This is a genomic window from Thalassolituus pacificus (assembly GCF_025318105.1).
GTDB classification, from domain to species: Bacteria; Pseudomonadota; Gammaproteobacteria; order Pseudomonadales; family Oceanobacteraceae; genus Venatoribacter; species Venatoribacter pacificus.
Window position 1 is genome coordinate 66,589 of sequence record NZ_JAOANI010000002.1, and the last position, 14,641, is coordinate 81,229.

The 14,641-nt window shown below is 49.6% G+C and carries 10 protein-coding genes; 2 read left to right on the forward strand and 8 right to left on the reverse strand.

The genetic code is table 11. The features are described from left to right. Window positions 1–20 precede the first annotated feature (20 nt). The 3 genes from NYR02_RS00370 to fliS all read right to left on the reverse strand — a co-directional run bounded on the left by NYR02_RS00370 (window position 21) and on the right by fliS (window position 3,631). Window positions 21–1,166: a sensor histidine kinase gene (locus NYR02_RS00370; protein ID WP_260974409.1), complete on the reverse strand. Its 1,146-nt coding sequence runs from the start codon at window positions 1,164–1,166 to the stop codon at window positions 21–23. A gap of 289 nt (window positions 1,167–1,455) precedes the next feature. After that, on the reverse strand, window positions 1,456–2,916 hold the full coding sequence (locus tag NYR02_RS00375) for a sigma-54 dependent transcriptional regulator (protein WP_260974410.1): 1,461 nt from the start codon (window positions 2,914–2,916) through the stop codon (window positions 1,456–1,458). A 250-nt stretch (window positions 2,917–3,166) separates the two neighbouring features. Beyond that, entirely contained in the window at window positions 3,167–3,631 is a 465-nt protein-coding gene (gene fliS, locus NYR02_RS00380; protein WP_260974411.1) for a flagellar export chaperone FliS, read from the reverse strand. 269 nt (window positions 3,632–3,900) lie between these two features. On the opposite strand from fliS, the gene NYR02_RS00385 reads away from it, so the two are divergent. Next, a complete protein-coding gene (locus tag NYR02_RS00385; RefSeq protein ID WP_260974412.1) occupies window positions 3,901–5,916 on the forward strand; it encodes a methyltransferase domain-containing protein in 2,016 nt (671 codons plus the stop codon). 43 nt (window positions 5,917–5,959) lie between these two features. On the opposite strand, the gene ung is transcribed toward NYR02_RS00385, so the two are convergent. From ung to prfB, 3 genes are all read right to left on the reverse strand, one after another. After that, window positions 5,960–6,637: a uracil-DNA glycosylase gene (gene ung, locus NYR02_RS00390; RefSeq protein WP_260974413.1), complete on the reverse strand. Its 678-nt coding sequence runs from the start codon at window positions 6,635–6,637 to the stop codon at window positions 5,960–5,962. 120 nt (window positions 6,638–6,757) lie between these two features. Next, the gene (gene lysS / locus NYR02_RS00395) at window positions 6,758–8,290 is read right to left on the reverse strand and encodes a lysine--tRNA ligase (RefSeq protein ID WP_260974414.1); all 1,533 of its coding nucleotides are present in this window, start codon (window positions 8,288–8,290) and stop codon (window positions 6,758–6,760) included. A gap of 40 nt (window positions 8,291–8,330) precedes the next feature. Next, a protein-coding gene (prfB, locus tag NYR02_RS00400) for a peptide chain release factor 2 (protein ID WP_260974415.1) occupies window positions 8,331–9,426 on the reverse strand; the annotation gives its coding sequence in 2 pieces (ribosomal slippage) (window positions 8,331–9,353 and window positions 9,355–9,426; 1,095 coding nt in all). A gap of 372 nt (window positions 9,427–9,798) precedes the next feature. Between prfB and NYR02_RS00405 the strand changes: the two genes are divergently transcribed. Continuing rightward, complete coding sequence (locus tag NYR02_RS00405; protein ID WP_260974416.1) at window positions 9,799–9,993, forward strand: (2Fe-2S)-binding protein; 195 nt, start codon at window positions 9,799–9,801, stop codon at window positions 9,991–9,993. 73 nt (window positions 9,994–10,066) lie between these two features. On the opposite strand, the gene NYR02_RS00410 is transcribed toward NYR02_RS00405, so the two are convergent. Both NYR02_RS00410 and fliD read right to left on the reverse strand, forming a co-directional pair. Then, on the reverse strand, window positions 10,067–10,504 hold the full coding sequence (locus NYR02_RS00410; protein WP_260974417.1) for an ester cyclase: 438 nt from the start codon (window positions 10,502–10,504) through the stop codon (window positions 10,067–10,069). 163 nt (window positions 10,505–10,667) lie between these two features. Then, window positions 10,668–14,618 carry a flagellar filament capping protein FliD gene (fliD, locus tag NYR02_RS00415; protein WP_260974418.1) on the reverse strand — a complete coding sequence of 1,317 codons (3,951 nt, stop codon included), beginning with the start codon at window positions 14,616–14,618 and terminating at the stop codon, window positions 10,668–10,670. Window positions 14,619–14,641: the final 23 nt, after the last annotated feature.

Here is a 14,641-nt window from a genome sequence, read left to right on the forward strand (position 1 = left end):
TTCCTCCGTTCTGGCGGTGTTTAAACCGGCAAAATCAATTCCGCCGATACACCACCGGCAGGACTGTCTGTTAATAAAAAGTCAGCGCGGTGTGCGCGGGCAACAGCCTGAACTACCGCAAGACCAAGGCCTGTGCCATTGGTTTTGGTGGTATAAAAAGGCTCCATTATTTTTTGTTTTTGTTCACTACTCATCCCCGGACCGTCATCCATAACCTGAATACGTACACGACCTTCCCGGGTTGCGCTGACACAAATATCAAGGTGCACAGAATCACTGCCTGACTCCAGCGCGTTATTAATCAGGTTCATTATTGAGCTGATTAATGCGTCATGGTTACAGACGATGCGGGTATTGGGGATCTGATTATCGATGTGACAGGTCGCGCCGTGGTTCGCCAGCGGAACTTCCATCGCCGCGCTGACGCCCTGCAACAATTGCTCAAGCGTTACTTCATCATTTAATGGCGCTTCACCGCGGGCAAAAATCAGCATATCGCGCACCTGATTTTCCAGGTGGCGCAGGCGTTCCTGCAATTTTCCGGCAAAACGGATACGGGTATCTTTCGCGATGTCTTCACTGCTCAGATGCCCGGCATACAGGGTGGCTGCAGCCAGTGGTGTACGGATCTGATGAGCGAGCGATGCCACCATTTTTCCCATGGCAGAAAGTCGTTCATGCTGACTGAGCTGCGACTGCAGTGCGCGGGTTTCCGTCATGTCGGTTAACAGAATTAACTGCCCAGGCTCATTCGCCATCGGGGCGGTGCGCAAATGCACACGGCGGCCATCCACCAGAGAAATTTCGTGACCATCATCACGACGGGGCTTAAAACATTTCTGAATTAACGTGCGCCAGCGCTGACCGCGCAACGCGGCCGCACCGGAAGCAGCCAGCAGCAACTCATCGGCCGCCGGGTTGCTTTGCCGAACATAGCCATTTTTATCCAGCAACAAAACCCCCGCAGGCAGTAGCTGCAACAGGCTTTCCAGACGGTGGGCGAGGCGTTCTTTTTCCGCCAGTTCCTGCATACGCTGCGCCGAGACATTGGCCAGCTCGCCACTGAGCTGCTCGACCTTGTTTTCCAGAAAACTATAAGAATCCGTCAGCTGCTGAGACATCTCATTAAACAGCACAAAAGCCTGCCGTAACTCGGCCTGATCCATATGTCCTGACGCCGGCGGAAGATTTTCTCTCACCTGACTCAACGCTGCATTTGCCATGTACACCTCAGTTGTTTGTCGAAAAACCGACAAAAAAACAGTCTGAACATGGGTTGAGCAATTAGCGTGCCGCTTTTCTAACACCAACCCGGCAAAAAAGCGTCAATAAAAAGCAGTATCGAAAAAATAGGGGGAATTCAGGCAGAACAGCCGAATAGCCATGCCCGTAAGAAAAAGAAACGCCGCGCAATGCGCGGCGTAAAGCAGGTTGAAAGTCCGTGCGAATGCGTTCTCAGGCGAAATCTTTTTCTTTACGCTGGAGATTATATTTACGCATCTTTTCGACTAAAGTCGTACGCCGGATATTTAATTTTTCCGCCGCGCGGGCCACTACGCCATTCGCATCGTCCAGCGCCTGCTGAATTAATGAACACTCCAGATCCTGCAAATATTCACGTAAATCCAGGCCATTCACCGGTAACAGTGCCGGAGAATCAATACCGGCTAAGCGTCCGTCATTCTGGGTAACATCAGCAATCACCGGTACGGATAAACCTTCATCGGTATCGTCGACATGGCGGAATTTCTTCGGCAATTCATTCACACCAATCACACCGTATGGATGCAAAATGGCCAGCCGCTCAACCAGATTGGCCAACTCTCGGACGTTACCATGCCAGTCATGACGGCACAGAGACATAATAGCGGCGGAGTTAAAGCGGATAGAGCCACGTTTTTCATTTTCCAGGCGGGAAATCAGCTCGTTCAGCAATAACGGCAGATCTTCCACACGCTCGCGCAGGGAAGGCATATCGATGGGGAATACATTCAAGCGGTAGTACAAATCTTCACGGAAAGTCCCGTCTTCAATCATTTGCTCAAGATTTTTGTGCGTCGCGGCAATGATTCGTACATTCGTTTCAATCGTTTTATTACTGCCTACCCGCTCGAAGGTATGCTCCTGCAGAACACGCAGAATTTTCACCTGCATATTCAGTGGCATGTCGCCAATTTCATCCAGGAACAGCGTGCCGCCTTCAGCCATTTCAAAACGGCCAGGACGGCTGTTAATGGCCCCGGTAAAGGCGCCCTTCTCATGGCCGAACAATTCACTTTCCAGCAATTCAGCCGGAATAGCGCCACAGTTAACCGGCACAAACGGTTTATTACGACGATGGGAATGATAATGCAGATTGCGCGCAACGACTTCTTTGCCGGTGCCGGATTCGCCCTGAATCATCACGCTGACGTCTTTATCGGCAACCTGCATAATCAGCTCACGAACATGCTGAACCTGACGGCTGGTACCGACCAGGCTGCGGAATAACTGCACTTCACGGCGCTCGCCGCGACTGCGGTTGTGGGTATATTGCTCACGATACACCTGACAGCGGTGCAGGCTGTCCAACAATTTGTTGTAACTCGGCGGCATGTCAACATTCGCCAACAGAGCGCGATGAATGTGCTCAGGCATCGTGCCGGGTAATGAGCTGTCGCCCATAAAAAGAATCGGAATACCTTTATCCCAACTCAATAAACCTTCAATGACATCTTCCAGCGCAATAGAGCTGCTGTCACCGAGAAGGACGGCGCTGATTTCAGTACTGTCTTCGATCTTACCTTCCACCTCCCTGCGCCAGTCGGTGGTCTGAGCGACAATAGCTTCTTCGCCCAGAAAATCGAGAATGACTTTCAGGTCGTGTCGCCGCTGCGCATCATCGTCTACCAGCAGTACTTTAATTTCTCTCCACATGGTGGTCAGCCTTTCCTTCCCAATGTGACTATCTGTCAATTCTTCTTTTTATAACGCCATAAGATTGACTAGGATCGCTTAAGTTAAGTAGCAATCCTCAAGCAAGTCAAACTTCTGACGTTAAATAATAATTTGTTGTTAAACGTTCACGTCGGGGGCATTTATAGCTGAATGTGTCGTCAAAAGACAAGGCACAATCTGTCCACCATGAACAAATTGCGCCGGAATTTTACGGAGAAATGATTAGTTTTCAGACAGAAATATGGCTTTCTAATCGGGCATCACTGACGGCGCTTACCGCAGATGAAGCGGTTGTGCCATTTTGGCTTTGCAGATATTCCTGCCGAATGCCATCCCAGCCCTGCTTGACCTCCAGCAGTAATCCCATCACTTCATCGATCATGGCCTGATCATTCTGACTCGTAGCTTCCAACAGGCGGCGATTCATATAGTCGTAAAGATTATCAAGGTTCTGCGCCAGCTCACCACCGGCGGTATGATCCAGGCTGCCCTGCAAGGTCTGGATAATTTCCATGACCCGTCCCAGCAGATTCGCTTTGGTATCCATTTCTTTGCGTTCGATCGCGCCTTTTGCCTGCGACATACGCGTCAGCGCTGCCTCCATCAGTAGCTGGATCAGGCGGTGAGGGTCTGCATCCAGAACCTCGGAAGTCACATTAACCTGCTGATATTGCTTAGCACCGCTCTTATACATGTCACATCTCCTGAGTTCGCAAAAGCCTGTTACCAGTATTACGGCCGCCCGGAGAATTTCTTTAGGCTCTTATTTACGCTCAACAGGCATCGCAAAAGAAGGTTCAGTATTTCACAAAACCGGCAATGCCTCGCCGGACGGCAACCCACGGCACGCGTCATTGCCGCTGAAGAAACCTATAAACTCTATAGTATTCAATAAGTTAAGAAATGGCATGCATTGTGCTGATAGCCGGATTGTCAGTGCATTTTTTTAACGAGGCTTTAATTATGGCTAGCGCACAACTACAGACCGTCGCCCGCAATGCTACAGGGGAACATCGCCACCTGTACGAACTGGCGAGCAAGTTGTACAGCGATGCTGTCACACAGCATGATGATCGTCTGCTGCAGGAAGCCTGTGCACTGGCAGAAGCAGCGCAGCAGCTGCGACCTGATAATCTTGCCGGACTCAACCTGCTGGCCCGCATTGAGCTACAGCGTCATCATGTTACGGCGGCAGAGTATTGGGTGAATCGCGGCCTCAGTATCAAACCTGACAGCGCCAGCCTGCTGTACAGCGCAGGTCATATCGCCCTGAGTCAACATCAGCTCGATAAAGCCGAAGATTATTTCAACCGTTCCAGCCGCATCTCGCGCGTAGCGACCAAAGCTGCGAATTTTCTGGCTCATGTTAAATTGCTGCAAGGCGATTATGTTGAAGCTTTCCGTCATTATCGCGAACTGATAAAAACGCAGGCGCGCGATAAACAAATCCGCAGCAAGTTATTTGAATCCGCCTCTCATGTTGTAGCCGATTTTTATTCAGAAGAACTTGAACAGGATTTATTACGCTACCTGGATTTTAACGATACCGACCACAGTCAACTGCGCGGCCTGGCGACATCATTGCTAAAGCATAAACTGCGTTTATCTGAAGCGGGTTGTCCGCTGGAGCTGGAAACCATTGCCGGTGACAACTTACTGCTGAAATGCATGGCACGCTTTTATTTCTGCGATCCGCTGATAGAACGTCTGTTTTTGACGCTGAGAAAATCATTACTGTTATCCTGCAGCAGCAACCTCGCGATTAAGAAAGATCTGCTGCCTTTGGTCGCGGCACTGGCACAACAATGCTCACTGAATGAATCGGTTTGGTACATTACGACGCAGGAAGAATCTCTGGCGCAACAACTCGAAATTCTTTGCGGGAAAATGCTCAACATTGACGAGTTAAAAGCCGACGACATTTACCCTGCTTTGCTGCTATTGCAAATGTATAAGCCGTTAATTCAGTGTGACTTTTTCCCTGAATTAAGCCGTAAAAAACTGCAGTGGCCTAAAATAATGGACGGCATAGTCCGCACCACAATTGCTGAATCCCAGAGCCTGAACAGCATGATTAGCAGTATCCCAACACTGGGAGACAGTGCCGACAGAACCTCGCGCAGAGTGCAACAGCAATACAACCAAAATCCGTATCCACGCTGGACGGATATTGGCTACAGTCAGCCCGGAGATTACCGCGCAGCACTTCAGGCTGCCTTCCCTGACCATACATTACTTACTCAGACAGACAGCCCATTGAATATTCTGGTCGCCGGTTGCGGCACCGGTCGTCATGCGATTCGCCTGGCACAATATTTCACTCAGGTTCAGGTTACCGCGCTGGATCTCAGCCACAGTGCCTTAGCGTATGCAAAACATCAGGCAGATAAGCGTCAGTGCCGTAATATTCACTTTATTCAGGGCGATATTCTGCAGGCTGAAAACCTGCAGCAGAATTTTGATGTCATTGAGTGCTCTGGCGTTCTGCATCATATGCAATCACCACAAGCCGGACTGCTGGCTCTGGCCAGACAGCTGAAGCCTGGCGGTGTTATTAAAATTGCCCTGTACAGCGCAACCGCCCGTCAACAGATCACTGAATTACGTCAACTCTGGGGAAGTAAATTGCCTCGTCAGGCCTCAGAAATGCGCCTGGTTCGGGAGGCTCTGCTGCAGGGATCAATCGAAGGTGATTGGAAAGAGATTTATAACTCCCCGGATTTTTACAGCCTGAGTGCCTGCCGTGACCTGCTGTTTCACGAACAGGAGCATGTATTTGAGGTACTGCAGCTGGCAGAGTTTATTGCCTCAGCCGGGCTAGAATGGGTGGGCATGTTGCCACCGCCGGACTCACAGGAACTGCTGAACATCGGCGGCAAGCACAGCGGTCGCATCAGTATCGACGAATGGCACAAGCTGGAACAAACCAATCCACAGCTGTTTGCCGGTATGTATCAGTTTTATGCCCGAAAAAAATAACCAGCATGATATGACGCTGGTTTAATCATGGCAGAAAACAGCATTACAGCTGCCATTCTATCGGGGCTTCGCCACGGGTTATTAGATACTCATTAATACCCGAAAATTGCTTATTGCCAAAAAAACCGCGATGCGCAGATAACGGCGATGGGTGAACCGATTTCAGCACTAAATGTTTTTGTCCATTAATGACGGCTCCTTTCTTCTGCGCGTAACTGCCCCAAAGCACAAACACCAGCCCTTCCCGCTGCTCATTCAGAGCACGGATAGCCGCATCGGTAAATTGCTCCCAGCCCTTCCCCTGATGCGAACCCGCATTAGCCTGTTCGACCGTAAGCGTAGCGTTCAGCAATAACACGCCCTGATCCGCCCAAGGAGTTAAATCACCGCTGCCGCTCATGCGGACACCAAGGTCACCTTCAATTTCTTTGAAAATATTCACCAGCGACGGTGGATTTTTTACCCCGGGCTGCACCGAGAAACTCAGACCATGCGCCTGGCCCGGCCCGTGATACGGGTCCTGACCAATAATCACAACACGAACATGGTCAAAAGGAGTGTGGTTAAACGCATTAAAAATCTGCGGACCAGGGGGGAAAATCACCTTACCTGCGGCTTTTTCTGCTTTGAGAAAATCACGCAATTTGTGCATATAAGGCTGGTCGAGCTCTTCACCCAAAACCGCCTGCCATGATGGATGTAATTCTCCGGCTTTTCCCATGTTGTTATGTCCTTAATAAAATATCTGTCATCTGCCCCAGGGCCTGTTAATACCCATTAAACAGGCCCTAGCAAAACAGGCAGCCGAAGCTGCCTGTTTTTCGCAATAATAGGAAGCGCTTTAATCCATCAGCGGCTTCATATGCGGGAACAGCAAAACATCTTTAATGGTGTGGCTGTTGGTAAACAGCATCACCAGGCGGTCGATACCAATACCTTCACCGGCCGTTGGTGGCAAACCGTATTCCAGAGCACGGACGTAGTCTTCGTCGTAATGCATGGCTTCGTCATCACCGGCGTCTTTTTCTTCAACCTGCTTACGGAAACGGGCGGCCTGATCTTCAGCATCGTTAAGCTCGGAGAAACCGTTAGCCAGTTCACGTCCGCCAACGAAAAACTCAAAGCGATCTGTCACAAATGGATTGTCATCGTTGCGTCGGGCCAGTGGCGATACTTCCCATGGGTATTCGGTAATAAAGGTTGGCTGATCCAGTTTCTCTTCAGCGGTGGCTTCAAAGATCTCACACACCAGCTTACCTGCCCCCCAACCGGCTTCTTTCGGCCCCAAATGAATACCAACGCTGCGTGCGTAATCCTTCAGGGTTTCCATGTGGTTTTCGGCATCACGCAAAATGGCACCATCCATGTCTGGATTGTACTTAAGAATAGCGTCGACCATGCTCATGCGGGTAAAAGGCTGAGAAAGATCGTACGTCGCATCCCCGTATTCCAGCGTGGTGGTGCCCAATACGCTTTCGGCGAGGAAACGCAGCATCTCTTCCGTGGTGTCCATCATGTCGCGGTAATCGGCATACGCCTGATAGAACTCGATCATGGTGAATTCAGGGTTATGACGCGTGCTCAACCCCTCGTTACGGAAGTTACGGTTAATCTCGAACACACGGTCAAACCCGCCCACCACCAGACGCTTGAGGTACAGTTCCGGCGCAATACGCAGGAACATATCAATGCCCAGCGCATTATGATGAGTTTCGAAGGGCTTAGCCGAAGCACCACCCGGAATGGTCTGCAGCATCGGCGTTTCAACCTCGATAAAACCACGCTGCGACAGGAAGAAACGGATGCTTTCGATCATTTTTGAACGGATCAGGAAAGTACGGCGGGTCTCTTCGTTGATGATCAGATCGACATAGCGCTGACGGTATTTCATTTCCTGATCGGCCAGGCCATGGAATTTGTCCGGCAGCGGGCGCAGAGCTTTGGTCAGAATGCGAAAGTTGCTGAGGTCATCAATCTCAACGTACAGCTCGCCTTTACCCGACAGGTGCAGGGTGCCGGTACCCGCAACGATATCGCCCAGATCCAGCATCTGCCAGGCTTCGCTTTCTTTCTGCATGCCTTTGGCCATGTAAATCTGAATGGTGCCTGTGCCATCCTGAACACCAACAAAAGGACCACCGCGGCGCATTGCACGACCGGCAACCGCAACACGAATACCGGCAGCGGCCAGTTCTTCCTGGCTCTTACCGCCATGTTCCGCTTTCAGTTCACCGGCCAGGTTTTCGCGGCGAAAATCATTGGGATGGGCATTCGACTTGCAGTTGCTGCGCAGCTGTTCGAGCTTGGCGCGGCGTTCGGCAATCAGTTTGTTCTCATCCTGAGCTGGCTGTGCGGTCATATTGTTGTCTGTCATGGTGTCACCCTAAAAATTAGATACGTCGAAGCGTGATGATTTACAGGCCTTTTTTCAGGCTGGCTTCGATAAACTGGTCCAGATCACCGTCCAGTACTGCCTGGGTATTACGGGTTTCAACGCCGGTACGCAGGTCTTTAATACGTGCGTCATCAAGTACATAAGAACGGATCTGGCTACCCCAGCCGATATCCGACTTGGTGTCTTCCAGCGCCTGCGCTTCAGCATTACGCTTCTGCATTTCCAGCTCATACAGCTTGGCTTTCAGCTGTTTCATGGCCTGGTCTTTGTTTTTGTGCTGCGAGCGGTCGTTCTGACACTGAGTCACAATGTTGGTCGGCAAGTGCGTAATACGTACCGCGGATTCAGTCCGGTTAACGTGCTGACCACCCGCGCCGGAAGCACGATATACGTCGATACGTAAATCTGCCGGGTTAATCTCAATATCAATATCATCATCCACTTCCGGTGAGACAAACACCGAGGAGAACGACGTATGGCGGCGATTTCCTGAGTCAAACGGGCTTTTGCGCACCAGGCGGTGAACACCGGTTTCGGTACGCAGCCAGCCATAAGCGTATTCGCCTTCAACACGGATCGTTGCACCTTTAATACCGGCAACTTCGCCTTCGGCCACTTCCATCAGCTCGCCTTTGAAGCCATGCGCTTCAATCCAGCGCAGGTACATCCGCAGCATCATATTGGCCCAGTCCTGAGCTTCTGTGCCGCCGGAACCAGATTGGATCTCGACATAGCAGTTGTTCGGATCCAGTTCACCGGAGAACATGCGACGGAATTCCAGCACTTCCAGTTCTTTCTGCAAAGAAGCCAGCTCAGCGCGGATATCGTCTACCGCGTTCTCATCGTCTTCTTCAACGGCCATATCCAGCAAATCGCGGGCATCGTTCAGGCCGGTATCCAGGGTATCAATGGTTTTGACCACATGTTCCAGTGCTGAGCGTTCTTTACCCAGCTCCTGCGCGCGGTCTGGGTTATCCCAGACGTCGCCCTGTGACAGTTCCTGTTCTACTTCTTCCAGACGCTCAAGCTTGTTGGCGTAGTCAAAGATACCCCCTAAGCACGTCGGTACGCGCCGTCAGGTCTTTGATGGTTTCGAGGATCGGATTGATTTCCAATGTAATACCCTGTTGTCATCCAGCCGATTGGCCGGGCGGAGTCAGATCAGCCTGCGTACAGCAAGCCGGCAACAAAAAAGAGGCCGCATTTTACAGAACTCAGGCGCTGGATGCGAGTATGTTAAAGAGAGCCGTCAACCTTGCATCACACCTCAAACCTTAAACAAAAGGCGATTCAATCCTCTTACTGCGACCGCCAGCCGCAGTTCAGGCCAGCCATAGCGCCAACACTGAACGTATCCACTCAGGTTTTTCCTGGCCATCCCAATATTTCTCAGAAAATCAGAGAAAACAGCCAATAAGGCTATTGCAAATCCTTCGCATTAAGATTAAATTACAAATCAAAGTGATTCGCATCCGGATTTGATTACCATGTACGTGTGTTTATGCAAAGCGGTTACGCAACAACAGATCGAGCAAGCCGTCGAACAAGGCGACAGCTATGCACAGATCCGCCAGAAGCTGGGCGTTGGTACTGACTGCGGCTGTTGTGGCCAAAGCGCCAAGCAGATGGTGCGTGAGCATATATCCCGCATGCCACCCTGCGAATTTGCTGTGGCCAGTTGAGAAAGCAGCAGTCCAGATACAAAAAAAGAGCCGTTCTGGCTCTTTTTTGTATCTGCGATTCAACCACTCCGGACTAACCGGCAGCGCGTACCGTACCGTTCCCCCAATTCTGCGCCATCTGACGTTGCAGACCAGCCAGGTCAACCAAGGTGTTCTGGCTGCATACCCGCCCACGCCGGATTTCCCAGGTGGAAACCGCACTGAAACCGATGACCTTATTGTTAGGCGGAAAACCAAATAATGGCTTCTGAAATGAACCGCTAAAGGTTGAGATAGTAATCACACGATCCCCCTCAGCCATGATCTCTTCAATGGATACATCAAGATCTACGATGGCGGTTCGAATCTGTTTGACGTATTCGACGAACGAATCAACGTCCTTAAACCCTTCGGCAAAGGTTGTGTGATAGACAAAATCGGGAGTCACAATCTGACGTAATAAATTGAACCGTCCGGTATTCCAGGACAGATTAATAAAATGCTCGACGAGTTGTTTATTATGATCTGACATGGCATATCCCTGCCTTAATAATGGAACGCCTGCTGAACCTGCATTTCCGGCCCAACCAAGTACATGAGCATTCTGTACCAGAGTGGCGCAATTTGCCAATCTAATCTCGTGTGCGATATCTCGCACAGGTGGTGCCATCCTTAGCATCCTCCACTGTCAGACATTATTTCTTCGAGTTATTCATAGCCTCAAACTGCTGCTTCACATAATCCAGCGTGGTATTAAGGGTAGAAATGAGAGCGTCGTTATACAGAAACTGCGATTTAAGCCGCGCCTCCTGAGCCGAAATACGGGCTTCCATCTTAGCCCGGTCGTCGTCAACACCGGTAAGGTCATCATCAAGCCCAGCCTGCTTTATGCTAATGACACTTTTCTGACCATTAAGGAAGCTATCCATAATGTCTTTCAACTGATCACCAAAGCCAGTGATGTAAGTCACATTGCCACGCTCACCAACGCTGCCACCGGTCACTTTCAGCCTTAACCCCGATGCATCATCAATAGATCCAACCTGATCTTTACCGGCCTCACCATCACCTGCACCACGAACGAAACCAAAAATTGCAGCCGCTTCATTTGAGAAGTCCGTCATTTCAACCGATGAAGATGCACCCGTCGACGCAGAAATAATACCGAATTTATTATTGGCAAAGGATTCAGGATCATCCGTAAATTCTACTTTGACAGCGATGCCTTCATCTTTAAATGCTTCGTTATCATTTATAGCTTGCTGTAAAGCCTGCGCCAGAGTTGCGCCGCTGTTGTAGGTAGCGGGCTGATTCAGAGTGATTTCTGCCTCAACACCATCGACTTTAATTTTAAAGGTGTTATTAGTGGCATCAATATCCACTGGCGTGGAAAAATCGGTTGCCTCATTACCAATATAATAGCCATTGCTGGCTTTTACATTGCCATCAACCGCCCGTAAAAACTGTCCACTGCCTGTGGCCGCAACGCCATTAATAGTACCGGCAACATCTTTACCTTTTGCCGCAACTGGCGAATAGACACTGACGTCCTGCAATCCCAGAAATGCAATCGAAGTACTGTCGAGACCGCTAAAACCCACCGCCGTGCCTTGCCCACCAACGCTGATATTAAAGGAACCGAGGTCAGTTTCGGGGTTATAGACATAATCAACGACGGCATCGAGATCATAACCAAAGGTTCTGGCCGTATCCGTCAGACCCAGGCCATCGTAACCGTTATTTACCGTTTCTGCGGATAAACCCAATGCTGAAGCCGCTGTTCCGCCCAGGTTTTTAACTTCAAGTGATGCACCTGAACCAAAGGTTGCTGCGGTTTTAACGCCGTCTTTACTCTGTGTTTCAAAATACAGCTGCCCTGTGTCATCAACACGGGCCTTAACATCACCGGCAGCGAATTGTCCGGTCGCAGTTAATGCGTTATCCAGCGCCTGCTGAATAACGATTAAGTTAGAATCTGCATTATTGCTACCCGTTGTACCATCAGAATTAACGTCAACATTAATATCAACGCCATCAACATTCAGGGTAAAGGTTGCATTCTGACCGCCGCTAAAATCGATACCCGCAGATATATCAGCAAAGCTGCTGCTTTTGGCTCCCTGCCCATCACTGACAACCTCAATATACTCCTCGTGACCTGTTGCAACCGTGGTTAATTTCAGGCCAGTACCATCCAGGCTGGCACTGACAACCCCAGCACCAAAGGCAGTATCCAATGCGGTTTGAATATCAACAATATTATCGCCGGAGTCGGTATTAACCAGGACATCTTTTTCTACTCCCGATACATTCAGTCGGAAGCCAGCATTGGTCGCAGAAAAATCAACATTCGTGCTGATATCACGATTTCCGGTTGTTGTTTCCGCACCTTTAACCACACCGGAAAAATTAGCATCACCGGCCAACGTAATATTTAACTGATTCTGAATTTCTGCTGCTAAGGCATCGCCGGTCGCATAAGTACCGGCCGGAATTGAAACCTTGGTCGCACTTTCAATGCCATCTACCTGAACATTAAACTCCACGGCAGAACCAAAGGTCAGCCCCGGATCCTTACCATTGGCCTGCACTCCCTGAGCTCCATCAAGGCCAAGCTGAGTATCCGATACACTACTGCCGACCCCGGTCAATTCAATACTGCGTGCCGTACCTTCAGCAACGGTTTCAAAAATTAAATAACCATTTTTATCAAATGCAGCGGTTACCTGACCATTAAGTGCTGTGGCATCAATGGCTGTCTGAATAGCCTGCAAAGTATCTTTACGATCGCCAAAGACACCATCACCATTAAGATCCTGGCCACTGGCGTTCTGATTAACTACTACGGAAACCGGGCCGTTGCCATCGACATCGAGAGAAAAAGTCGCATTATTTGCTTGAAAATTGATCCCCGCCGACTCTGACAATGCTTTATTTCCAGCCTGGGTAACAGCACCTTTGCCATTAAAAGCATCAGCATTCAGCGTTGTCAGACCGACACTTTTATATGTTCCCTGGCCCAGGGTATTAAAGCCAAGCGTATTAGCTGTATTAGGATCAACTGTGGCAAAATAGATTTGCGATTCAGCACCGTATTTATTCGATGTTATTGAAAAATTCTTATTCGAAGAGCTGTAATCAACGGATACACTGTGACCATATTTTGACAATGTTTCGCTGCTGTTAATCTGCAATGCCAACTGCTTCGCCAGCTCGTCACCGGAGCTGTAACTGCCATGGGTAAGCCCAATACTCGCCGTTTGGCCATTTACATTGATGCGGAAATTATCGTTGCTTTCATCAATCACAACCGGTGAAGAAAAATCCAGTACCGACAACGAGCCTCCTGAGTATTTCGCCTGACTCGCCAACTGGGTGATATTAACATCATAAGTACCCGGCTTAGTGTTGATCGAGTCATTCACGTATGTGATCTGACTATCGGTGGTTTTACCAGACTTAGCTAACAACCCAACAATAGAGGCCCGATCTTCACCCATAGCCTTCTGGAACTTGGCCGTATCAAAATCCAGCTGATACTCATTATCTTTATTGGTATCAACCCCAAGCTCGGTCAAAGAACGGTATTTACCGGTTAAGCCAACGATCGGCTCACTGATCATTGAACGTATTTGTGACATCATGCCACGAACTGTGGAATCACCAAGTAATAAGCCTGCTTGCTGCTTGTCTGCATCGTAGCTTGATAAATCGTCAACAAAACTCTTCAGTTCGTTGTATGCATCGACAAACCCCTGAATGCTTTCCGTTAATTTATCGGTATCAGCCGACACCGTAACACTGATATTTTTTCCGACGTCGGCGTTTTTAAGATTAAGTGTAACGCCTTTAATTACTTCATCTACCGAATTACTGCTGCGGGTAATGGTAAGACCATTGACATTCAGCTGAGCGTCTTCGCCCTTACTGGTCTGGCTCATGTTGGCTGCAGTATTCTGATTTTCATTAAAGGCTAATGCCGCCAGGCCACCGCTCAGCATGTTTCCGGAATCATCCAGGGCGGCAATGCGCATGGCATTTTCTTCGCCGGTTTCTTCTGATGTCATCAATAAACGATAACCGCTGCCATCATTAATAATACTCGCGCTTACACCCATGTCTGCGTTGTTAATAGCATCACGGATGCCGCTCAGCGTGCGGTTAGAGTCATCAATCGTAATGGTTTTTCCCAGGCGATCAGGATTCAGATCCTGACTGACAAAATTGCCACCACCGCCATAAGTGATATCACCAAAGGTAAATACCAATTTTCCTGTGCCAATGATTTCGTCAAAACTGCTGTAGGTTTGTGTTGCCAGAGAGTGAGACTTCGCAGTGTTCAGCACTTCGACGTTATAAGTGCCAGGCTCAGATAAACTGGAGGTCGTTGCCGTTAAAATATCTTCATCGGATGATGTAGCCGTGGTCGAGCTCACCAGGCTGGGGCTGGACAAGCTGTTGGCGGCGGACTGAACCTTGGCCATCATTGACTGAATTTCACCATAGGCAGTGATTTTAGCTTCAACCAGCTCTTGTCGCCGATCCAAACGCAAGGTGGCAACTTCTTTCTCTGCTGAGATGATTTTCTCAACCAGATCCGTGGTCAGAACACCTGACCCTAATCCCAGTGACTCAATGGACGCCATACCTGCTCCCCCGTGCTACCGAA